Annotated in this window: 13 protein-coding genes; 5 read left to right on the top strand and 8 right to left on the bottom strand. The window is 69.7% G+C overall.

Annotation, left to right across the window (positions count from 1 at the left end):
* Positions 1 to 59 precede the first annotated feature (59 nt).
* Complete coding sequence (locus DL991_RS32200) at positions 60 to 770, bottom strand: DJ-1/PfpI family protein (RefSeq protein WP_125788115.1); 711 nt, start codon at positions 768 to 770, stop codon at positions 60 to 62.
* 98 nt (positions 771 to 868) lie between these two features.
* Here DL991_RS32200 and DL991_RS32195 point away from each other — a divergent pair, with 98 nt between their 5' ends.
* From DL991_RS32195 to DL991_RS32185, 3 genes are all read left to right on the top strand, one after another.
* Entirely contained in the window at positions 869 to 1,846 is a 978-nt protein-coding gene (locus DL991_RS32195; RefSeq protein WP_125788114.1) for a GlxA family transcriptional regulator, read from the top strand.
* Between the two features lie 41 nt (positions 1,847 to 1,887).
* Entirely contained in the window at positions 1,888 to 3,282 is a 1,395-nt protein-coding gene (locus tag DL991_RS32190; RefSeq protein ID WP_125788113.1) for a YibE/F family protein, read from the top strand.
* Between the two features lie 98 nt (positions 3,283 to 3,380).
* Positions 3,381 to 3,638, top strand: coding sequence for a hypothetical protein (locus tag DL991_RS32185; protein ID WP_125788112.1), 258 nt, complete (start codon positions 3,381 to 3,383; stop codon positions 3,636 to 3,638).
* Positions 3,639 to 3,701: 63 nt separating this feature from the next.
* Here DL991_RS32185 and DL991_RS32180 read toward each other — a convergent pair whose 3' ends face one another.
* Positions 3,702 to 4,358, bottom strand: a complete 657-nt coding sequence (locus tag DL991_RS32180; protein WP_125788111.1) for a hypothetical protein — start codon at positions 4,356 to 4,358, stop codon at positions 3,702 to 3,704.
* The gene (locus DL991_RS32175) at positions 4,358 to 4,966 is read right to left on the bottom strand and encodes an MBL fold metallo-hydrolase (protein ID WP_125788110.1); all 609 of its coding nucleotides are present in this window, start codon (positions 4,964 to 4,966) and stop codon (positions 4,358 to 4,360) included. The genes DL991_RS32180 and DL991_RS32175 overlap by 1 nt, the downstream gene beginning before the upstream one ends.
* Before the next feature lie 157 nt (positions 4,967 to 5,123).
* On the opposite strand from DL991_RS32175, the gene DL991_RS32170 reads away from it, so the two are divergent.
* On the top strand, positions 5,124 to 5,981 hold the full coding sequence (locus DL991_RS32170) for a peptidylprolyl isomerase (protein ID WP_125788109.1): 858 nt from the start codon (positions 5,124 to 5,126) through the stop codon (positions 5,979 to 5,981).
* Position 5,982: 1 nt separating this feature from the next.
* Positions 5,983 to 6,768: an aminotransferase class IV family protein gene (locus DL991_RS32165; RefSeq protein WP_125788108.1), complete on the top strand. Its 786-nt coding sequence runs from the start codon at positions 5,983 to 5,985 to the stop codon at positions 6,766 to 6,768.
* 242 nt (positions 6,769 to 7,010) lie between these two features.
* On the opposite strand, the gene DL991_RS32160 is transcribed toward DL991_RS32165, so the two are convergent.
* The 5 genes from DL991_RS32160 to DL991_RS32140 all read right to left on the bottom strand — a co-directional run bounded on the left by DL991_RS32160 (position 7,011) and on the right by DL991_RS32140 (position 22,855).
* Positions 7,011 to 17,381: a non-ribosomal peptide synthetase/type I polyketide synthase gene (locus DL991_RS32160; RefSeq protein ID WP_125788107.1), complete on the bottom strand. Its 10,371-nt coding sequence runs from the start codon at positions 17,379 to 17,381 to the stop codon at positions 7,011 to 7,013.
* The gene (locus tag DL991_RS32155) at positions 17,381 to 18,646 is read right to left on the bottom strand and encodes an MFS transporter (protein WP_125788106.1); all 1,266 of its coding nucleotides are present in this window, start codon (positions 18,644 to 18,646) and stop codon (positions 17,381 to 17,383) included. Before DL991_RS32155 ends, DL991_RS32160 begins: the two co-directional genes overlap by 1 nt.
* Before the next feature lie 470 nt (positions 18,647 to 19,116).
* Positions 19,117 to 19,896 carry an enoyl-CoA hydratase/isomerase family protein gene (locus tag DL991_RS32150; protein ID WP_125788105.1) on the bottom strand — a complete coding sequence of 260 codons (780 nt, stop codon included), beginning with the start codon at positions 19,894 to 19,896 and terminating at the stop codon, positions 19,117 to 19,119.
* Between the two features lie 31 nt (positions 19,897 to 19,927).
* Positions 19,928 to 22,234 (bottom strand): bifunctional (p)ppGpp synthetase/guanosine-3',5'-bis(diphosphate) 3'-pyrophosphohydrolase, encoded by a 2,307-nt coding sequence (locus tag DL991_RS32145; RefSeq protein WP_370308427.1) that lies wholly within the window; start codon positions 22,232 to 22,234, stop codon positions 19,928 to 19,930.
* A 102-nt stretch (positions 22,235 to 22,336) separates the two neighbouring features.
* Positions 22,337 to 22,855, bottom strand: a complete 519-nt coding sequence (locus DL991_RS32140; RefSeq protein ID WP_125788103.1) for an adenine phosphoribosyltransferase — start codon at positions 22,853 to 22,855, stop codon at positions 22,337 to 22,339.
* Positions 22,856 to 22,932 lie beyond the last annotated feature (77 nt).

Here is a 22,932-nt window from a genome sequence, read left to right as displayed (position 1 = left end):
CAGAATGTAACCCGGTGCTATGCCCGTATCGGCGATTTCTCACCCGGATGGCCGCCCCCTCACTTCCCCGTGTGCGCGAGCAGCCGGTCTCGCAGGGCAGGTTCGTCCGCGAGTGCTTCGTTCACCGTGTGCTCCAGCAGCGGCTTGAGGTCCCCGTACGGCCGCTTCGACCAGTCGAGCGGACCCTGCGGCGGCTCCGGGTCGTATTCGATGACGAACTGGATCGTCCGCGCGATCTCGGCTCCGACGAGCCGTTCGACCAGGTGCAGCGCGAGGTCGATCCCCGCCGACACGCCGGCGGCGGTGATCACGTTCCCGTCCTCGACCCAGCGTTCGGCGACCGGTTCCGCCCCGAAGGCGCCCAGCAGTTCACGGAACATCCAGTGCGTCGCGGCGCGACGGCCCGCCAGCAGTCCGGCCTGCCCCAGCAGCAGCGATCCCGTGCACACCGAGGTCACGAGTTCCGCGTTCGCCCCGGCTTTCCGCAGGTAGCCGATCAGCTTCTCGTCGGCGAGTGCCTTCAGCGTCGGAGCGGCGCCGCCGGGCACGAGCAGCGCGTACGGCGACGGCACCTCGTCGTAGGTGTGGGTCGCCACGAGCTTCAGCGGGTTGTCGGTGGTGACCGGCTCCTTCGTCTCACCGACCACGACCGTCCGGTACTCCTGCACCGTGCTCGCCATCCCGTCCAGCACGGTCAGCGGCCCGACCAGATCGAGCGGGGTCATCCCCGGATACACCACGAACGCGATCGTCTTCTTGTCGTCTGTCATGGGACAAACGTGTCGCAGACGCGGAGCCGCGGTGGGCCGGATGTCCGGATTCCTGCGAACAACGTCCGACGGCCGGGCATTACTGCTAGCGTTCGATCATGCCGGGTTCACCCAGACGAGTGTTGATAGTCGGCTACAGCAATGCGGAGATGCTCGACATCGCCGGTCCGGCGGATGTTCTGGACGCCGCGACCAAAATCGGGGGCAAGCCGGGATACGAGATCATGCTCGCCAGCGTCGACGGCCGCGGCATCCGCTGCGAGTCCGGGCTGACGTTGCAGGCACAGCACCGGCTCGACCAGGTGACCGGCGAACTGGACACGCTGATCGTCGCGGGCGGCACCGGGCACGAGACCGCCGCCGCGGATCCGAGGATGGTCTCCCACATCCGCAGGCTCGCGCAGGACACCCGCCGCGTCGCCTCGGTGTGCACCGGCGCGACCGTGCTCGCCGCGTGCGGGCTGCTCAACGGGCGCCGCGCCACCACCCACTGGCGGTTCGCGAACCGGCTGGCGGTGAGCTACCCGCAGGTGAACGTGGATCCGGTGCCGCTGTACGTGCGCGACGGCAACGTCTACACGGCGGCCGGGGTGACCAGCGGGATCGACCTCACGCTCGCGTTCGTCGAAGAGGACCACGGCCCGAGCGTCGCCAGGGAGGTCGCCCGCATGCTGGTGACCTACCTGCAACGACCGGGGAACCAGGCGCAGGTGAGCATGTTCCTGTCGGGCCCGCCGCCCGAAAACCGGCTGGTCCGCGACATCACCGCGTACGTCGCCGAGCACCTCGCGGGCGACCTCGGCACCCCCGTCCTCGCCGAACGGGCCGGGATCAGCACCCGGCAGCTGACCAGGTTGTTCGACGCGCACCTCAGCACCACGCCCAGCAGGTACGTACGCGCGGCGAGGACCGAGAACGCGGCGAAACTGTTGTGCGGCACCGAACTTCCGCTGACCTCGATCGCGAGGCGATGCGGGTTCGGCTCCACCGAGACACTTCGCCAGGCGTTCATCGATCACTTCGACACCCCGCCGTCGGCCTATCGCCGTGTCCACCTTCGGCAGGCGTTCGGCTAGGCCGTGTGCGGCACGCGGCACGCACTGTGGAGGATATGCGGGTGAACCGCCGCGACCTCTCCGACGACGACACCGGCCCGATTCGCCGGGTTACGGACACCCCGTCCGATCGTTCGCCCGGAACGTCCCGTTCGCCGCGCCCCGAGGGCGCGCGACGCCCCCGTCCCCCGGCACAGCGGCCGCGGCAGGCCGAACCGGGCAGACGTCGCGCCGCCGAACCGAAGCCCGAACCGGTCGGCCACGGACACGCGCACGGCCACGGACCGGCGGCGCCCGCGTCGCGCCGGGTCCGGCTGCTGCTGATGTGGCTGCTGATCCCGCTCGCCGTCGCGACCGTCGCCGGCATGATCCTGCTCTACCCGTGGGGCAAGGATCCGGCGAAAAGCGTCTTCCCACAGGGAGTCCCGGTGAACGCCACGGTCACCGGGACGATCACCGGCCCGTGTCTCGCCGAGGGACAGGTCCAGGTCGGCGAGCCGCCGCCGGACGCGAAACCGTGTCTCACCAGCGAACTGACGATGACCGATGGCCCTGGGGCGGGAAAGCCGCTGAAGCTGACGCTGCCGATCGAGCCGAGCACGCCGCGGTTCGCCGCGGGCGACAAGGTGGTGCTGTCCTACAACGGCGGCGATGTCGCGAACCCCGCGTCGTTCCAGATCGTCGACTTCCAGCGAGGCACCCCGTTGCTGCTGCTCGCCGGATTGTTCGCGCTCGCGGTGATCGTGCTGGGCCGCTGGCAGGGGCTCGCCGCGCTGATCGCGCTCGGGCTGAGCTTCCTGGTGCTGGCGCTCTTCGTGCTGCCGTCGATCCTCGCCGGGGAAAGTCCGCTGCTGGTGGCGATCGCGGGCGCCGGCGCGATCATGTTCGTCGCGCTGTATCTGACACACGGCCTGTCCGCGAGAACCTCGGTGGCGGTGCTGGGCACCTTGGTGAGCCTGGTCCTGATCGGTGTCCTGTCGGCGATCTTCTCGGCCGCGGCGTCGCTGACCGGGCTGGACGACAGCACCTCACAGCTGATCGGCTCGCTCGGGCACGGGATCGACGCGCGGGGGCTGCTCCTGGCGGGCGTCGTGATCGGCGCGCTCGGGGTGCTGGACGACGTCACGGTGACGCAGACGAGCGCGGTGTGGGAACTCCGGCGGGCGAACCCGTCGCTCGGCTGGCGTGAGCTCTACGGCGCCGGCCTGCGGATCGGGCGTGACCACGTCGGCTCGGCGGTCAACACCCTCGTGATGGCGTACGCGGGGGCGGCGCTGCCGGTGCTGCTGTACACCTCGCTTTCCGGCGTCGGACTCGGCTCGATCCTCGGCGCGGAGAGCATCGCACAGGAGATCGTGCGGACGCTGGCCGGAAGCGTCGGCATCGTCGCGGCGGTCCCGGTCACCACCGTGCTGGCCGCGCTGATCGCCTCGCGGGAGCCACAAGAGTCCCTGTAGTCACAGCCGCCTCAAAGCGCGAGCCCACCGCGCGATCACGGGCCGGAGTCGGGTACGAAGAGGCCGCACCCGAGGTTCGCCGCGTGATCGGAGGGGCCATGTTGGACGTTTTCGCCGTCCCGAGACAGCTGACCGCCGTCGCGCGGCGCGTGCTCGTCTCGACGCTGGAAGCCGTCGAGGCGGTCCCCAAGATCGCCGCCGCTCTCGACGACATACGGGCGACGCTCAAGCACTCCGAACGGCTGGCGACCTTCGCCGCGGGCGAACTGCCGGAGATCGTCTACCAGCTGGAAGAGATCAAGACACGGCTGGAGAAGCTGGAGACCGCGAGGGCCCGCCCTGAGCAAATGTCATGAAAGGGTCGTTCAGGACATTTTTCGTCCTGAACGACCCTTTCATGACACTCGGCGGCGCACCGGTCAGTCCAAGGTCGCCACGAACCGGCTGACCGCTTCCATCGTGAACCGCTGGATGTACTTCCCGCTGGGCGCCGCCGAGGCGAGCCGGTAGAGCGGCCGTTCCGCCGCCGCGTCCCCGCGCGCCTCCGACTTCAGTTGCGCCACCAGCAGCTCCGAGAACACCAGGCCGTTCGCCTCGGTGTTGTTCAGCAGCGCGTTCGCCAGCTTGCGCAGCTGCAGGATGCCCAGCTCGCGACCGCCCGCGCCGGAGTACACGGCCATGTCGACCTTCGCGACCTTGCGGCGTTTGCCCGCGTTGACCAGCAGGCTGACCGTCCGGGTGCCGCGCACGTCGCTGATCACCAGGTCGATGCGTTCGGCCGCGGTCAGATCGATCCGCCGCACACCCCAGGTCCGCACGATGAGCGCTTCGCCTTCGAGCCAGACTCGGCGGCGCAGGTTGTAGAACATGACGTAGAGCAGCGGCACCGCGATCACGCCGGCGACCACGAGCCCGGCGATCTCACCGCCGATCAGCCCGGCGATCCCGCCGAACGCGGCCGCGAAGATCACGACGCCGGCGATGCTGGAGCAGCCGCGCCTGCGACGCAGCTTCGGGTCGTCGTGGAACAGCGGGAGACGTTCAGGGGTCTCCGGGGTCCCGGTCGGCTCCGCCATCACGCGCCCGTCCCGGCCAGGAACGGGTTGCCCGCCCGCTCCTGCCCGATCGTGGTGGCCGGACCGTGCCCCGGCAGGACGACGGTGTCGTCGGGCAGCGTCATCACGTTGGCGCCGAGGGACCGCACGAGTTCGTCGCCGTCACCGGTGGACCGGCCGATCGAACCGGCGAACAGGCTGTCCCCGGTGAGCGCGATGCGGCCGCCCTCGGCGGAGGTCAGCCCGAAGACCACCGAACCGGCGGTGTGACCCGGTGTGCGGGACACCGTGATCTCCAGTCCGGCCAGCCTGAGCGGGCCATCGACGAGTGGCACGATCCCGTCCTTCCGTTCCCCGGCGTCATGACCGAGCAGTGGCCGGTCCGCCTCGTGCAGATAGAGAGGTATCCCGTGGCACGCCCCGACCTCGGCCGCCGAAGCGACGTGATCAGGGTGGCCGTGGGTGGCGAGCATCGCGACCGGCGTCAGGCCGTGCGCGGAAAGCGCGGCTTCGAGCGGCTCGACGACGTCCTCGCCGGGATCGACGATCACGCATTCACCGCCGCCGTCCGGGGCGAGCAGGTAGCAGTTGGCTTCGAGGGGGCCTGCCGGAAAACCGACAACCAGCACGAAACGCCTCCTCAGATCTTCCGCCGAACAGGTGACAGGATGGCCCTGATCACGATCAAGTAAGCGTAGCGGCCCCTGTACAGGGGTCTCACAGCCTGTGCCCATAGACTCCTCCCACCTCAGACGTGTGAACATCGAGTGGAAACCGGGAGGGCGGGTGCCGACCAACCAGCAGCGCCGCGAAGCCGCGAAGCGCAAGCTCGAGCGACAGATCGTGCGACGGGCCGAACAGGCCAAGCGGCGCAAGATCGTCGGCTCGGTGGCGGTCGTCGGCGTCGTCGCCATCGTGGCGGGCGCGGTGTGGTGGATCGTCAGCAGTAGCAGTGGTGACGATGCCGCCTCCGACGCTTCCCCGAGCTCGGCTCCTCCGACCCCCGAGGTCACCATCCCCACGGAGCGCGCTCCGATGCCGAAGCGGCCGACGCCGCTGGCGAACCCGGTGGCCTGTGATTACAAGGACGACTCCGCCAAGCCGGCGTCGAAGAAGGTGAACAAGCCGGAAGGCAAGGACGTCTCTTCGAACGGCACGGTGAACGTCGTGCTGAAGAGCACCGCGGGCGACATCCCGCTGACGTTGGACCGGGCGCTCGCCCCGTGCGCCGTGCAGAGCTTCATCAGCCTTTCCCAGCAGGGCTACTTCAACGACACCAAGTGCCACCGGCTCGGCACCTCCGGCCTGCAGATGCTGCAGTGCGGTGACCCCGAGGCCAGCGGCATGGGCGGCCCGGGCTACACCATGCCGGACGAGGCGTTCAAGGAGATCAAGTACGGCCGCGGCATCCTCGCGATGGCGAAGACGCAGCAGCCGAACTCCGGTGGAAGCCAGTTCTTCATGGTCTACGGCGAGGCCGAACTGCCCGCCGAGTACTCGGTCTTCGGCAGCATTTCCGACGAAGGCCTGAAGGTGCTCGACAAGGTCGCCAAGGCCGGCGCGAACGCGCAGGCAGGCAACGGCGACGGCACCGGCCCGCCCAACACCGAGGTCAAGTTCACCGGCGTCACGGTCAACGCCTGACGTGAAGCTGGAGCTCAACGGCGCGCCCGCCCGGCCGGAAGACCTGGCGGGCGCGTTCGGCTACGGCCATTTCACGGCGATGCAGGTCCGGCACGGCAAGGTCCGCGGCCTGGACATCCACCTTCGCCGTCTGGCGACGAGCACGCGGCGGATGTTCGCGAGCGACCTCGACACCGACGCGGTGCTCGAATACGTGCGGCAGGCGATTCGAGGTGAGGACGCGCTGTCCGTGCGGGTGCTGATCTTTTCCCGCGCGATGGACTGGTCCGATCCCGGCGCACCGGCGGCACCGGACGTCCTGGTCCGCACCGGGCCGCCCAAGGAACATGAGCTGACACCGCTGCGCCTGCGATCCGTGCGCTACGAGCGGGTCCTCCCGGAGGTCAAGCACGTCGGCACGTTCGGCCTGCTCCATCACACGCGCGAGGCGATGATGGCAGGCTACGACGACGCGCTGTTCGTCGACCATCAGGGCCGGGTCAGCGAGGCGTCGATCTGGAACGTCGGCTTCCTCGACGGCGGCACGGTGGTCTGGCCGCAGGCCCCGGTGCTCGACGGCATCACGCAGCAACTCGTGCGACGCGGCCTCGAGCGAAACGGGATCCCGCAAGAGACCCGCGAGGTCCGACCGGCCGATCTGCCGGGGTTCGACGCCATGTTCCTGACCAACTCGGAATCGGTCGGCTGGCCGGTGGCCTCGGTGGACGACGTCGTGCTGCCGTTCGCGCCGGAGACGACCCGGCTCCTCAGCGAAGCGTACGAAAGCAATCCCTGGGACGAGATCTAGCGGGTAAGGCAAAGGGGTCGGGTCGCGGGGATTCGCTCGCAGCCGGGTGGGCGCCGCATCTCGACCATGGGTTTCAGCGAAAGGCCCTCTCGTCGCCACCGCACCCCGCTCCCGACGTTGCGAAAGCCGCTTTCGCGACGTTGAAGGTTGCGAAAGTGGCTTTCGCAACCTGCCACCTTTGCCTTACCCCCTCAATAACCTCCTTTCCGTCCTGATGCCGCAGTTGTGCGTCGACGGTCGGCTTATTCGGAGCAGCACTCGAGCATTCGCAGGATGTCTTGGGCGAAGCGGCCGATGGTGGCCGCGTCGAACAAATCCGTGGAATATTCAAAGGTGACTCTCAGCCCGGCCTCGTCTTCGGCGAACACGAGGTAGAGCTCCGTTCTGGCGCAGCCCGCCACCGGCGAATCGTGCACCGTGGCCGACAAACCAGGCAGGTTCAGCTCCGACGGCGGTGTCGTGACAACGGTGAACAACACGGCGGGATACCGATCGACGCCTTGCCGGGCGAGCGCGATCGTCTCGTCGAGCGGAAGTTCCTGATGGTCGAGCGAGGCGAACAGCTTCTCCGCCACCGCCGCCATGACGTCGGGCAGTTCCTCCGTTTCCCCCAGCCGGACTCGCAGGGGCACGGCCTCGCCGATCATGCCGACCGTCCGCTCGTGTTCCCGGCGAGTCCGGCGGGCGCTGGAAACGGCGAGGACGAGGTCCTGTTGACCGCAGGTCTCTCGCGCCCACAGCAGGAACACGCTCGCGAGGAGCACGGATCGGGTCGTGCCGGCCGCCGCGGCCACCTCGTCGATGCGGCGAAGCCGTTCGGGGGCGAGGTAGACCTGATACAGATCGCCCTTACCGCTGGGCCGGGCAGGCGGTTTCCGGTCGTACGGAAGCCTCCAGCGCAGGTCGGCGTCCGCGAGTTCGCTTCGCCAATGGCGGACGTCGGCCGCGTGTTCGTTCCCGGTCTGCCAACGTGCGTAGTCCGAGTGTTGTGCCTCGGGTTCGGCCAGCGGCGTGGACTTCGCGCCGATCTCGGCGGCATACAGCTCGGAAAGCTCGTGCCACAGGATGTTCATGGACCAGCCGTCACAGACCAGGTGGTGCAGGACGAGCACCAGTACCCAGCGATCGACGGCGATCCGGCCGAGCCGGGCACGCAGCAGCGGCGCCTCGGTGAGCACGAACGGTTCCGCGACGACCGCGCCGCACCAGTCGCCGATCGCGCCTTCGGTACCCAGATGCTCCACCGGCAGATCGAGCGTGAACGGGGCCAGGACCTCGATCCGAGGCCCGTCACCGGACAACGCGACACGACCGCGCAAGGCGTCGTGCCTGGCCACCAGCCGGTCGAGAGCGCGGTGCAGCGCCGGCGGGTCCAGCTCACCCCGCAGGTCCACACGATGTCCGACGTTGTACACCTGCGGCCGCGGGTTCTCCGCTTGACGTCTCCAGAGCCTGCGTTGAAGTGACGTCAAGGGCACGGTCCGGGTGACGGCGGGTTCGGGCGGCCCGCACAGCCGCGCGGCCATCGCGCGGATCGTCGGCGCGCGGAAGAACTCCGTGACCGAGACCGGTATCTCGAACTCCTCGGTGATCCGGCCCGCCAGTCTGACCACCGCGAGCGAATGCCCGCCCACGGCGAAGAAGGACCGATCGACCGCCACCTCGCTCAGGCCGAGTTCCGCGCACCAAAGCGCGTGCAGGCGACGCTCGGTGTCCGTGGACGGCAGAGCGTCGTCCCCCTCCACCGCCGTCGACGTCGGCTCGGGCAGAGCGGAGCGATCCAGCTTGCCGCTGGTGGTCGTCGGCAGCCGGTCGAGCGCGACCCAGCGGGTCGGGATCAGGTACGAGGGCAGCTCTTCGGCGAGTGCTTCGGTGATCCGCGCCCACGGATCCGGTGCGGACGGGCCGGCGAACACGACGTAGCCGGCGAGTTCCGCGTCGCCACGGTGATCCCGGCGGACGACGACGGCCGCGTCCGCCACCTCGTCCAACGCGGCCAGCACCCGCTGTGTCTCACCGGGTTCGACTCGGTTGCCGCGAATCTTCACCTGGTCGTCGAGTCTGCCGAGGAATTCCAGGGTTCCGTCGCCGCGCCACCGACCGAGGTCGCCCGTGCGATACCACCGTTCACCGGGCCTGGCTTCGACGAAGGCAGCGGCGGTTTCCTCCGGTCTGCCGAGATAGCCCTCGGCGAGCCCGGCCCCGCCGAGATGGATCTCGCCGATGGCGCCGAGCGGGACCGGGAGGCCGGCCTGGTCGAGCAGGAGCAGCCGCACGCCGTCGATCTGGGCCCCGATGGGTGGCCGGGGTTCGCCGTCCGGATCCACCGGGTGATCCGTGGCGATGATCGACGCCTCGGTCGGGCCGTATTGGTTGTGCAGCGCGCAATCGGGATGCTCGGCGAGGAAGCGGCGCAACGCCGGGGTGAGCACGAGCGGCTCCCCGCAGCACAGGATCAGGCGCAACGACGGCGCGGTGAGGCCGGGTTCGACCAGATGCTTCAGCGGGGTGAACGGCATCAGGATCCGCTCCACGCGGTGCCGTTCGATCACTTCGGCGACGGCGTCGCGGTCCTTGTGCCGCTCGTCGTCGAGCAGCACCAGCGCGCCGCCGGCGGCCAAGGTGGAGAAGATCTCCTGCACGCTGATGTCGAAACTCGGCGACGTCCATTGCAGGGTCCGCATCGGCGGATGCTGATCACGTTGCCAGGCGATGACGTTGGCCGGACCGCGATGCGAGACGAGAACGCCCTTCGGGGTTCCGGTGGATCCCGAGGTGTACATGCAGTACGCGGGCCAATCCGGCCGCACTTCGGGCAGCTCCGGCGCCTTCGGATCCGGCACGATCTCCTCCGCGAGCCGCACCGGGAACTCCCCTAGCGCGGGCTGCGCGACGAGGACCGCCTTCGTGGTCAGCACGAGCACCGCACCGCTGTCCCGCAGCATGAACCGGCACCGTTGCGGTGGCAGTCGCGGGTCCAGCGGCAGATACGCCGCGCCGCTCTTGAGCACGCCGTAAAGCGCGGCGATCAGCTGGGGACCACGCGGCAGGGAGACCGCCACGATCTGCCCGCGGGTGACGCCGAGACCGACCAGCAGACGCCCGATCGCCTCGGCGAGAAGGTCCAGTTCCCGGTAGCTCAGCTCACCGTCGTCGCTGATCAGTGCCGTGGCGTCGGGCGTACTGGCGACCTGCCGCTCGACCGCGGCGTGCAGACACCCCGCCGTCCGTTCCGGCGCGCCGTGCTGCCACCGGTCGAGCAGCACCACGTCTTCCCTGGTCGGCGTCGTGAGCTCGGAAAGGCGTGCCGACGGCTTCGCGATGGCTTGGCGCAGAACCTGTTTCAGCAGATTCAGCGCCCGTGTGATGGTCGCTTCGTCGAACAGGTCGGTGCTGTACTCGACCAGGCAGCGCACCCCGTCACCGTGCGCCGTCAGATAGAAGGCGAGGTCGAACGGAACCTCGTCGCGGGCCATGTCCAGCGCGGTGGCCGTCAGCGGCGGCGCGAAGGGCTCGTCCACCGCGTTTTCGAATTCGATCAGCACGTCGAACAGGGGATTGCGGTTCGCGGCGCGATCGGGATTCAGCAGGCCGACCAGTTCGTCGAACGGGACGGTCCGATGCTCGTACGCCCGGGTGGTGCGGTCCCTGACGCGCTGGGTCGACTCCGCGAAGGTGGGGTCGCCGGACAGATCGAGGCGGACCGGGACCGTGTCGAGGAAGAGGCCGATCGCGTCCCTCGCGGAGTCCGGCCTGCTGCTGACGACCGTGCCGACCGCGAAGTCCCGTTGCCCGCCGTACCGGCCGAGCACGGCGCCGATCGCGCCGAGCACCACCATGAACACGGTGCTGCCGCAGGCGGCCGCGACGGCGCGCAGCGGTTCGCCGAGACCCGCCGCCAGCTCGTCGGTCAGTGCGGCTCCCCGCCGGGACGGCACCGGTGGCCGCGGCCGGTCGGTCGGCAGCGCGAGTTCGGGCAGCCCGCCCAGTTCGTCGCGCCAGAACGCGAGATCCTCGCCGGGATCGCCGATCTCGACCTCGGTTTCGGGCACCGGCCCGGTCCGGATCGCGGGCGGGCCCGGCCAAGCGCGGTAGTGCGCGGCGAGATCACGCAGGAACACCGCGGTCGACGCCGAATCGAAGACGATGTGGTGGGCCACCAGACAGAACAGATGGCGGTCTTCGGCGAGCCGGACCAGCGCGAAGGCGACCAGCGGCCCGGTGTCGAGCGCGAGCCGGGTCCGGGCGAACCTGGCTCGGATCTCGGCGAGAGCCTCGGCTTCGGTGCGCCCGGACAGGTCGATGAGCGGACATTCGACGGTCACCGACGGCAGCACGGACTTCCGCGGTACGCCGTCCCGCTCGTGGAAGACCGTGCGCAAGGCGGGATGCGCCGAAACCACGCACGACACCGACTCCCGCAGCGCCACGTCGTCCAGCCGTCCGTCCAGCCGGATCGCCTTGGGCTCGTGGTAGGCGCCGGTGCCGGGGAACATCCTTTCCAGGAACCAGATGCGGCGTTGAGCGGGGGACGGCTCGAGGTCGGACGACTGGTAGCGGCGGCGCAGGCCGTCGAGCAGAGGCAGCGCGTCGAGCACCTGGTCCGGCGGGACCCCGAAATCCACGAAGGCGGCGATCTCGTCGGCCCCCGCCGCCACGAGCGCGTCCACCACTGGCGCGCATCGCTCGGGACTGCCGATCAGGGCACGGGATCCGCAGTAGCGTTCGTAGGCGTCGCCGAGCATGAACTCGATGTCCTCGTCGCTCGCGCCGTCCAGGTCGATGTTCAGCCCCAGGCTGTTCCCGACTTGGCCGAGCAGCGAAAGCGACGAGCGCAGGTAGTCGCAGAACGGCCGGAACGCCTGCTGACGCGCGCGTTCGTGGTCCGCGCCGAGGAAGGTGTGCACCAGCACCACGACCCGTCCCGTGCCCGGATCGAGCCCGTGTTCCGCGCGCGTGCGCCGGTAGAGCGCGATATTGTCGGCCAGCGCGGAGACGTCCTGGGTCATCAGGTTGGTGACCACGCCGAGATCGGCCGCGGCGGCCCGGCGGTAGCTGTCCGGGTTTCCGACCACGGCGACGAACATCGGCGGGCGCCGCTGGATGGGCGCTGGATGCAGGCGGACCGCGGCGGGCTCGCCGTCACCGGCGACGAGAGTGATCTCCTCCCCCGCCCAGAGCCGGCGCACGGTCTCCAGTCCCTCGTACATCAGGTCGCGATGGTTGCCGAAGTTCTCCGGTGCCAGCGCGAAATCCCTGGTGTGCCAGCCACTCGCCACGCACAGTCCGACGCGGCCGGAAGACAGGTTGTCCACGACGGACCATTCTTCGGCGACCCGGACGGGATGGTGTAGCGGAAGCACGACCGACCCGGCGTGCAGCCGGATCCGCTCGGTACGGGCGGCCAGCGCGGCGGCCAGCACCGACGGGTTCGGGAAGAGCGCGCCGAAGGAGTCGAAATGCCGCTCCGGCAACCAAAGCGCATGGAAATCGTGCTCGTCGGCGAAGCGCGCGGCGGCCATGATCAGCCGGTACTTGTCCTGCTGATCCCGGTCGGGATAGTCGCCGAAGAAGTAGAGGCTGAACGCGCAGCCTGCCCCGGGAGTCGCCGGTTCCGGAAGCGACACGACGGGCATCGCCGCCGGACGGACCGGGTGCTCGACCGGCTTGGGCGCGGCGGCCACGGTGTCCGGGGTCCCGCGGGCCACGTCGAGCTGCCGGTGCATCAGCTCCGTCATCTGGCTCATCATGGTCTCGGCGAGCTTCAGCTGCCGGTCCATCAAACCGTGAAGAGACACGTCTTCGACCGGTGTGCCGGGTTCCGGCTCGCTTTCGCCGAGGGCGGGAGGCGCTCCGCCACTTCGCTCGATCAACTCGGCCACTTTCGCCGGAGTCCCCGCTTCGGAGAGCAGCTCCCGGATGCCGATCCGCACGCCGAAGGCACGCTCCAGTTCGCGGGCCAGCCCCATCAGGGCGAGCGAATCGGCACCGCCCGCCACGAACGACGTGTCTTCGGGCAAGTCGTCGGCGCCGAGCCGGTCGGCGGCGAGCCGACGGACCTCGGCGAGAACCGCCCCCGAGCTCACCTGCCCGGCGCCTGACGGGGCGGGAGCCGACGGCCGCGCGAAGCGGACCCGTCGGTAGGGGTACCCGGGCAACGGGACGCGGCGGCCGTCGGGCGCCAGCTCCGCCCAATCCAGGTCGGTGCCGCGCCGGTACAGCGCGGCGGCCGCGCGAAGCACCGCGGCGCACTCATCGTCGGGCGGGGAGCCCACGGACGGCTGCCAGTACCGGTGCGGGAGGGCCGCGCGTCCCATCGAGCCGAGCACCTCACGCGGGCCGATCTCCAAGTAGGCCCCGCAATCCGCGCGTTCGAGCGCTCGCAGCGACTCGTCGAAACGTGCCGTCTCACGGATCTGCCTCCGCAGGTAGCGTGCGTCGACCGAGGCACCGGCCGGGATCACCCCGCCCAGGTTGCTCGCGAACGGCATCCGCAACGGGCCGAACCGCACCGCTTCGGCCGCGCGTTCGAATTCGTCGAGAACGGGATCGAGCAGCGCCGAATGGAAAGCCCTGTCCACCGGAAGCCTTTGCCAGGAGAGGTTTTCCCGGTCGAGCAGGGTCTCCGCCGCCGCGATCGCCGCCGACGGTCCGGACAGGACGCAGGACTGGTCGCCGTTGACCACCGCGACCTCGGTCCCGGTCGCGACGGCGAGATGCTCGCCCCGCTCCGGCGAGACGCGGACCGCGATCATGCCGCCCGCCTCGGTCCCCTGCATGAGCCTGCCGCGCAAGCAGGTCAGCCGCAGACCGTCGGCCACGGCGATCCCGCCGGCCGCGGCGAGCGCCGCGTACTCCCCCAAACTGTGTCCCACCACGAAATCCGGCCGCACACCCCACGACAGCCAGAGCCGCGCCAGCGCGAACTGGTGACAGAACAGCGCGGGCTGTCCCTCCGCTGTAGGCACTGTGGACAGTGCGGCGGCCGGATCGGGCGTGCCGAGCAGGGCGTCGGCCACACCGGCGGCCCCGAATTCCTCGGCGAGCCCCAGCAACTCATCCAGCGTTTCGCGGAAGACGGGGAAAGTGTCCCGAAGCCGTGCGGCCATCCCCCGATACGCCGCGCCCTGTCCGGAGAAGGCGAACGCGAGCGTGCCGAACTGGTGTGGCGCAGAGGATTCCTCGCTGATCGCGCCGAGCTCGGCCGCCAGTTCGGTGGTGTCACTCCCGACCACGGCGAGCCGGTGCGACCGATGCGGTCTGCCGAGCGCCATGCTGGCCGCCACGTCCGGCGCCCGCAGATCCGGGTGCGCGCGCAGATGATCTCGGAGGGCTACGGTGAGCGCGGACAGCCCCTCGGCGTCGACGGCCGACACGGGCAGCAGCACCGGTCCCCGCGCCGCCGGTGCCGGCGGGGGCAGCGGGGCCTGTTCCAGGATCACGTGGACGTTCGTACCGCCAACGCCCAGCGCGCTGACTCCGGCCCGCCGCGGTCCGTCGGTGATCCACGGCGTGTGCTCCGTCGCCAGCACGAACGGGCTGCCTGCCAGCCGGAGTTCCGGATTGGGCCGGTTCAGGTTCAGGGTCGGCACCAGTTCTCCGTGCTTCAGCATCAGCACCGTTTTGACCAAGCCGGCGAGACCGGCGCAGGTGTCCAGATGGCCGATGCCGGGCTTGACGGAGCCCAGCGCGCAGAACCCGGTGTGGCCGTCCTCCGCGTAGGCCTGGCTGAGCGCCTCGAACTCGACAGGGTCGCCCAGCGCGGTACCGGTGCCGTGCGCCTCGACGTAGGTGACGGACGATGCCGCCACCCGGGCGCGTGCCAGTGCCAGCCGGACGACGTCGGCCTGCCCGGACACGCTCGGCGTCGCGAACCCCGCGGTGCGGCCCGCGTCGTTGTTCACCGCCGAACCCAGGATCACCGCGTGCACGGTGTCACGGTCGGCGATCGCCCGATCGAGCCGTTTCAGCAGGACCGCGATCACCCCGTTGCCGCCGACCGTGCCGTCCGCACCGGCGTCGAACGCCCGGCAGGCACCGGTCGGCGAAAGAATCCCGCCCGGGTACGGCCGGTAACCCGAATCCTGCGGGAGGTGAACGGCCGCCGCCCCGGCCAAGGCCAGGTCGGCGTCCCCGGTGAGCAGTGCCTGCCCGGCGAGGTGCAGCGCGACCAGCCCGGTCGAACACGCCGTCTGCACCCCGACCGCGGGCCCCGAGAGCCCCAGCCGGTGCGCCACCCGGCCCGCCAGGAAATCGGGCTCCGTTCCCATCGCCGTCTGCATCGCGGTCAGCTCGTCCGGGGCGGGTGGAGGCGCGTCTTGAGCGACGCGCCGTTGGTGGCCGTAAAGCTGCATGCCCGTCCCGGCGAACACGCCGATCCTGGTCCCCGCGGCCGCCGCCGCGTAGCCGCCCGATTCGAGCGCCTCGTGACAGCACTCCAGGAACAGGCGGTGCGCGGGCGCGGTCAGTGCCGCCTCGTGTGGGCTCATCCCGAAGAAGTCCGCGTCGAACGAGTCGACGTCGTCGAGCGCGCCGGCGACCGGGACCACCCCCGGTTCCCCGCCGTCGAACGTCCGCACCCGGGATACGCCGTCGCGCAGGTCGGCCCAGAATCCGTCGAGGTCCGTCGCACCGGGCAACCGCACCGCGACACCGATGATCGCGATCCGGTCGTCGTGTGCCGGGGCGGCCACCACGGAGGGCTCCTTCACCCGGCCCTGTCCCGACAGGTGGTCGGCGAGCAGGGCGGGGGTCGGGTACTCGAACGCCAGGGTCGGCCGCACCTCCCGGCCGAGCAGCGCGGTCAGCGTCGTGGTCAGCCTGACCACGGTCACCGAGGTCATCCCCGCCTCGTAGAACGGCGTGCGTGGATCGACGTCCTGGCCGAGTACCTCCCGGACCGCCGCGAGGATGGTGGCGCGGACGTCGCCGGCGCCCGCCCGCCCGAGTTCCCCGGCGAGCAGTCGTCGCCGCAGTTCGGCGCGCTGGACCTTGCCGCCGCCGGTCCGCGGGAACTCGTCGGGCGCGACCGGGACCACCTTCGCCACGGTCAGCCGCAATCTGCCGAACACCGCCTCCCGCACCGTCTTCGCGACCGCGTCGAATCCGGCCGCGCGCGCCGCCATCAGGATGACCAGGTCCTCGGTACCGGACTCGGCGTTGGGCAGGCCGACCGCGGCCACCTCGCCTGCCTGGGCACCGCCCGCCGCGCACACGACTTCCTCGATCTCGTGGCAGAAATGGTTCTGTCCATTGAGGATGATCAGATCCTTGGCCCTGCCGGTGAGCACCACCTGACCGTTCGCCAGGAACGCGAGGTCACCGGTGTCCAGCCACCCCGGCGCGGGGAACGCGGCGCGGTTCGCCTCCTCGGCGTGCAGGTATCCGGGGGTGACGCGGGCGGAGCGCACCTGCAGCCTGCCGATCTCACGCTCGCGCAGCAGTTCGCCGCGGTCGTCCACCACCCGCACGCTCGCCCCGGGCGCGGGGGAACCGACCGCCACGAACGTGCTGCACTCGTGCTCTTCCGCGGAATCGGGGGCTTCGCGCAGTTCGCCGTCGAGGCTCGACTTCAACACGCGGTGCACGCTGTCCGGTGTACCGAGACTGCCGAAGGTGATCGCGGTGACCGTCTCCGTCATCCCCCACACCGGCCGGATCCGGCTCTCCTCGATGCCGAACCGGGCGGTCTGCTCGAGAAAGCGCGACATCACCGGCAGCTGGATCTGCTCGCCGCCGCAAACCAGTGTGCGGACCGAGGACAGATCCCGGTCGCGGGTGTCCCCGGCCAGCTCGGCGGCCACTTGCGCGAACCCGAACGTCGGCGACCAGCTGTGCGCGACCCGGTACTCGGCGAGCAGATCCAGCCAGCGGCTCGGCCTGCCCAGTACCAGCTCGGTCGGCACGTGCACGTTCGTCACGCCGGAGTAGACCTCGAGCACGTGGTAGAGGAGCAAGGCACCGCTGTGGTCCACCGGAAGCCAGTTCAGCGTGGTGTCATCCGGCCGCAGGCCGAGCGCCTCGCGGGACCCGGCCGCGAACTCCATCAGGCCGCGATGCGTCAGAGGGATCGCCTTGGCGGCGCCGGTACTGCCGGAGGACAGCATCACCAGGGCCGGATCGTCCGGCGCCGGCGAGTGAAGGCCGAGTTCGGGCAGTGCGCTCATCGGCTCCGTCGACACCCGCGCGAGCCGCAAACCGGACAAGCCCGGCGCCGTGCCGTCGACGAGCACCAGCGGATCACCCAGCAGCTCGGCCACATACTTCAGCCGCCGCCGCGACGTGTCGTCCTCCGCCGCGCCCGCCATCGGCACCGGCAGCGCGCCACCGAGTACACATCCCCAGAAGGCCGGGAAGAACTCGGAGAGCGGCAGACCGGACAGGACTATCGGATCGCCGGGGCCTGCTCCGAGGCCCCGCAGCCGGGCCTGCACCGCGCTCGCCTTGGCCAGGAGTTCCGGGTAGGGACAGCGAGCCGGCTTTCCCGCCGCGTCCAACGTCACCACCGCTCGATCGGGCGCGCCGGCCGCGGCGTTCCGCAGCGCTTGGGCCAGATCCACTCGCTCACCCGTCCCCGGTTCGAGCGGTCCCCCGTGAACCAACGCTTCCCCCATCACGATCCTTTCTTCGCTGCTTTCGCGACACTGGGCAACACACCGACAGTCCCCGACCGGCGGCTCCGAAGGCGCAGCAGGACGATCCCGACCACGAGGACCGGGAGGGCGTGGTAGGCCGCGACGACGACCGGCGGAGGCGCGACCTCGAGCAGCAGGCCGCAGGTGGCCATCCCGGTGGCGAACCCGGCGGTCTCCGCGCTGGCCGACAGGCCGAACAACCGCGCGCGTTCCGCTTCCGGCGCGGCCTGCAATCTGCTCAGATACGCGACCTCGGTGAGCCCGTCGGCGAGGCCCGCCACGAACAGGACCACCACCAGCACCGGGATCGGCAAGCCGGTGAACGCGACCACGAACGCCACCGACATCAGCACGGTCCCGGCGGCGAACGCGCGTTCGCCGAGCCACGCCACCCTGCCGTGGTCAGTCCGGCGGACGACCCACTGCACCGCGATGGTGCCGACGGCCCAAGCCGTCCAGAACCAGCTCATGAAGGCGTACGGCGCGCCCGGCCACTCCGCGCCCGCGTGTACCGGCAGGGCCACGTTGTGCGACGCCGAACCGAAGGCGTCGGAGCCTCGGATGAGCACCAGACCGAGGACGACCGACGACAGTCCGGCCGTCACCCGCGCCCGGGGACCGCCGGTCGGCACGGCCGCCGTCTCCCGGCCGGAACCGTTGGTGTTCAAGGGAAGCAGCCATAACACCGCCGCGGAAACCAAGAACGACGCGGCGTTGATCAGGAACGCGGCCTCGAATCCGCCCGCCATGACCACGACAGGCGCCGCCGCGTAGCCCAGCACCGTCCCCAGTGATCGCCCAGCGACCAGCCGCCCGTTCGTCCGTACCCGCCGGCCCTGTCCCACCATCGAGGGCACACTCGTCCGCAGCGACACCGAGAACACCGTGTTGCCCGCACCCAGTACGGCGGCGGCCACGAGCAGCCCGCCCAGCCCGACCGCCTGTCCCGCGACGCCGAGCACGATCATCGCCGCCGCCTGGGCGAGATCCGCGACGACCATCAGCCGCCGCCGCTCATACCGCGTGGCGAGCCGTCCCGCCGGCACGCCGAACAGGAAACCGGCGCCGATGCGTACCGCCATCACCGCGCCGAGGCCGAGCGGCCCGCCGGTCACTTCCAGCGTGAACAAGGCCAGCGCGATCAGGTTGAGAAAGGTCCCGAACGACGACACCGAATACGCCACGAGAAACGCCAAAAGCGCGGCATCACCAGTACCGGTTTTCCGGCCGCGACGAACGAACATCGAATCCCCTGATCGTTTTCCGGAGCCGGCCGGGCGCTACGTGAATCGGTGCGGTTGACACTGATGAGCACTCCGGGACCGAAGGGGATTTCCACCCGAGAGAGGGCAGCCCAAAACACAAAAGACGCGGTCGCACTGTGAAACGACCACTGAAGCCGAAACTTAGACCATGGACAAAAAATAAATAACGTTTCCCACCAGAGACGTGCCGAGGCACGCCGACTGCTTTACTTCCCCAGTTTTCCCATCTCGGCGAGAATAACCGCCCGAATTCACCTCGTCAACAGCGAGCACCGCCTCCGAACGGCTCGAATTCAATCGAGCACGCCGAGTGAAATCAAAGCGGCGCGGCGACGAGAATTACTCCATCGGAATCCGTGATTCTGCCGTTTGCCTCGTCCGGTTCCCGCCGAACGGACGCTCATTCGTCGGGCGGTGACCGACCGGCTACGCGGTACGCCCAACGGGCCTCAGCGGTAGGTGAACTTCGGCGGCCTCCGCGCCAGAAACGCGGCCACGCCCTCGGCGTAGTCTTCGCCGTGCAGGGCACCGAGCCGGATCTCGTCCACTTCGGCGTCGGATTCCTCTTGTCCCGCAACGATCTTCTCGATGATCCGGTTCATCCCGCGCACCGACGCCTGTGAGCGCGAAGCCAGCGTCTCGACGAACTTCGCCGTCGAAGCCTCCAGCTCATCGGCCGGGAAGACGTCGTTGAGCAGTCCGATCTCCCGTGCCCGCCGCGCGTCGACGAGTTCACCCGAGAGCAGGAAGTACTTCGCGTTCGCGGGGCCGACCAAGGAGACCAGCTGCCGTGTCGAATCGAAGTGGTAGACGATCCCGAGCTTCGCCGGCGTGATGCCGAAGCGCGAGCCCGCCGCGGCGAACCGGAAGTCGCAGGCGACCGAAATCTGGCAGCCGCCGCCGATGCAGTTCCCCTGGATCATCGCCACCGTCGGCTTCCGCGACGCGGTCAGCGCCGCCACGGCACCGTCGACGGCCTTGTCGTAGGTCTCGGCCGCCTCGGCGGTGGACCGCAGGTCACGGAACTCGCTGATGTCCGCGCCCGCCGAGAAATGCGCGCCCGCGCCGGTCAGCACGAGGACCTTGATCGCCGGGTCCGCCTCCACCCGCCCCACCACGTCCGGGATCGCCGACCACATCCCGTAGGTGATCGCGTTCATCTTCTCCGGCCTGGTGAATGTCAGCCGTGCGACCTCGCCGTCGCGAGTGAACTCGAACCCGTCAGTCATGCCCTGAACCATAACCGGGCCCCACCGGTGGTCACGAAGCCGAAGTGACCCGATACACGTCGTAAACGCCCTCGACTCCTCGAACCACCTTCAGCACGTGGCCGAGGTGCTTCGGGTCGCCCATCTCGAACGAGAACCGGCTGACCGCGACCCTGTCGCGTGACGTCGTCACCGACGCGGACAGGATGTTGACCTTCTCGTCCGCGAGCACCTTGGTGACGTCCGAGAGCAGACGGTGCCGGTCCAGCGCCTCGACCTGGATCGCGACGAGGAACACCGAAGACGCCGACGGCGCCCATTCGACCTCGACCAGCCGTTCGGGCTGCGCCGTCAGGTCGTCGGCGTTGGTGCAGTCGGTCCGGTGGACGCTGACACCACCGCCACGCGTGACGAAACCGAGGATCTCGTCGCCCGGCACCGGCGTGCAGCAGCGGGCAAGTTTGGCCCAGACGTCGCTGGCGCCCTTCACCACGACACCGACGTCGTTCGAGCCGCGGCGACGGGTGACGGTGGACGGTGTCGCGCGCTCGGCGAGCTCCTCCTCCGCCTCGTCGACCCCGCCGATGAGCGCGACCAGGCGTTGCACGACGTGCTTCGCGCTGGTGTGGCCCTCGCCGACGGCGGCGTACAGCGAACTGATGTCGGGATGCCGGAGTTCGGTGGCGACCGCGCCCATCGACTCGGCGGAGACCAGCCGCTGGATCGGGAGGCCGACCTTGCGGACCTCCTTGGTGATGGCCTCCTTGCCGCCTTCGATCGCCTCGTCGCGGCGTTCCTTGGCGAACCACTGCCGGATCTTCGCGCGGGCCTTGGGCGAGCCGGCGAACTGCAGCCAGTCGCGGCTCGGGCCCGCCGTTTCGGCCTTCGAGGTGAAGATCTCGATGACCTCGCCGTTTTCCAGCTTGCGCTCGAGCGCGACGAGCCTGCCGTTGACGCGAGCGCCGATGCAGCGGTGCCCGACCTCGGTGTGCACGGCGTAGGCGAAGTCGACCGGCGTCGAATCGACCGGCAGCGTGATCACATCACCCTTGGGCGTGAACACGAAGATCTCGCGCGAGGCGAGCTCGTAGCGGAGCGACTCCAGGAAGTCGCCCGGGTCCGCGGCCTCACGCTGCCAGTCGAGGAGCTGGCGCATCCACGCCATCTCGTCGACGTCCACGGCGTTCCCGTTGTGGGTGCCCTTGGTCTCCTTGTACCGCCAGTGCGCGGCGATGCCGTACTCGGCGGTGCGGTGCATCTCGTAGGTGCGGATCTGGACTTCCAGCGGTTTGCCGTCCGGCCCGATCACCGTGGTGTGCAACGACTGGTAGACGCCGAACCGCGGTTGCGCGATGTAGTCCTTGAACCGGCCGGGGACCGGCTGCCACAGCGCGTGGACGACACCCATCGCGGCGTAGCAGTCACGGACGTCCTCGACCAGGATCCGTACGCCCACCAAGTCGTGAATGTCGTCGAGGTCGCGGCCGCGAACGATCATCTTCTGGTGGATCGAGTAGTAGTGCTTCGGCCTGCCCTCGACCTTGGCTGTGATCCGCGAGCCTTCGAGGTTGCCGGTCAGCTCGGTGATCACCGAGCGCAGGTACGTGTCCCGCGAAGGCGCGCGATCGGCGACCAGCCGGACGATCTCGTCGTACTTCTTCGGCTGCAGGATGGCGAACGCCAGGTCCTCCAGCTCCCATTTGACCGTCGCCATGCCGAGCCGGTGCGCCAGCGGGGCGAGGACCTCGAGGGTCTCGCGCGCCTTGCGGGCCTGCTTCTCGGGCGGCAGGAAGCGCATCGTGCGCATGTTGTGCAGCCGGTCGGCCAGCTTGATGACCAGCACACGCGGGTCCCGCGCCATCGCGATGACCATCTTGCGGATGGTCTCGGCCTCGGCCGCGGTGCCGAGCTTGACCTTGTCCAGTTTGGTGACGCCGTCGACGAGCTCGCCGACCTTCTCACCGAAGTCCGCTTTCAGGCTCTCCAGCGAGTAGCCGGTGTCCTCGACGGTGTCGTGCAGCAGTGCGGCGACCAGCGTCGTGGTGTCCATGCCGAGTTCGGCGAGGATGGTCGCGACCGCGAGCGGATGCGTGATGTACGGGTCGCCGGACTTGCGCCGCTGCTCCCGGTGGAGCTCTTCGGCGACGTCGTAGGCGCGCTGGAGCTGCGCGAGGTCGGCGTTCGGATGCAGCTCACGGTGGATGACGGCGAGCGGCTCGAGTACCTGCTTGACCGGCGCGGCGCGCTGCGCGGTGATCCGGCGGGCGAGACGGGCACGGACACGGCGCGTCGCGGACGGTGTCGGCGCGGCCCCCTGTCGCGTCACACCGTTCTGCTCGGTGCCGTCCTTCGAGGACACCGCGGCATCGAGCTCTTGGCTCACCCGCACCTCCTGCGCTTCGTGCGGCCTTCGGACGTCAAGCGTAGCCGCTCCTCCGTACGGCACACTGGGGACGCCCGCTCAACACACCCGGAGGGCCTCCACACGACGCCCTTCAAGCACGGAACGACCGCCGAGCCCGGCGAGTTCCATGACCACCGACACCCCGGTGACCTGCGCTTTCGCGTCTTCCAGCAGTTTGCAGGTCGCCGCGACCGTGCCGCCCGTGGCGAGCACGTCGTCGAGGACCGCGACACGCTGACCGGGCGCGACGACGCCTTCGGGGAGTTCGACGGTCGCGGTGCCGTACTCCAGCGTGTAATCGACCCGGCCCGCGACCCGCGGCAGCTTGCCGGGTTTGCGGATCAACGCCACGCCGAGACCGCGGGAGTAGCCGACGGCGGCGGCGAGCAGGAACCCGCGCGCTTCGACTCCTGCCAGCAGGTCGACGTCGGGATCGACGGTGGCGGCCAGGGCGTCGGTGACGGCCTTGAAGCCGGCCGCGTCGGCGAACAGCGGGCTCAGGTCCCGGAACAGCACGCCGGGTTCCGGGAAGTCCGGCACGTCGGCGATCAGGTCGAGTGCCTTGTCCAGCTCCATGTACTTCCTGCTCTCCAACTCGCCTGTGTTCCGTGACCGGTCGCTATGAAGGGGCCTTTCATTGCAAATTTTGCAAT

It is taken from the genome of Amycolatopsis sp. WAC 01375 (assembly GCF_003947325.1).
GTDB lineage: Bacteria > Actinomycetota > Actinomycetes > Mycobacteriales > Pseudonocardiaceae > Amycolatopsis.
Note: the sequence above shows the minus strand (reverse complement) of the source record. Positions and strands in the feature narration are given on the sequence as shown.

What these genes read in the sequence shown, in the direction of transcription:
- DL991_RS32200 (WP_125788115.1), bottom strand. Translation starts at nt 770, where the DNA reads ATGACAGACGACAAGAAGACGATCGCGTTCGTGGTGTATCCGGGGATG.
- DL991_RS32195 (WP_125788114.1), top strand. Translation starts at nt 869, where the DNA reads ATGCCGGGTTCACCCAGACGAGTGTTGATAGTCGGCTACAGCAATGCG.
- DL991_RS32185 (WP_125788112.1), top strand. Translation starts at nt 3,381, where the DNA reads ATGTTGGACGTTTTCGCCGTCCCGAGACAGCTGACCGCCGTCGCGCGG.
- DL991_RS32180 (WP_125788111.1), bottom strand. Translation starts at nt 4,358, where the DNA reads ATGGCGGAGCCGACCGGGACCCCGGAGACCCCTGAACGTCTCCCGCTG.
- DL991_RS32160 (WP_125788107.1), bottom strand. Translation starts at nt 17,381, where the DNA reads ATGGGGGAAGCGTTGGTTCACGGGGGACCGCTCGAACCGGGGACGGGT.
- DL991_RS32155 (WP_125788106.1), bottom strand. Translation starts at nt 18,646, where the DNA reads ATGTTCGTTCGTCGCGGCCGGAAAACCGGTACTGGTGATGCCGCGCTT.
- DL991_RS32150 (WP_125788105.1), bottom strand. Translation starts at nt 19,896, where the DNA reads ATGACTGACGGGTTCGAGTTCACTCGCGACGGCGAGGTCGCACGGCTG.
- DL991_RS32140 (WP_125788103.1), bottom strand. Translation starts at nt 22,855, where the DNA reads ATGGAGCTGGACAAGGCACTCGACCTGATCGCCGACGTGCCGGACTTC.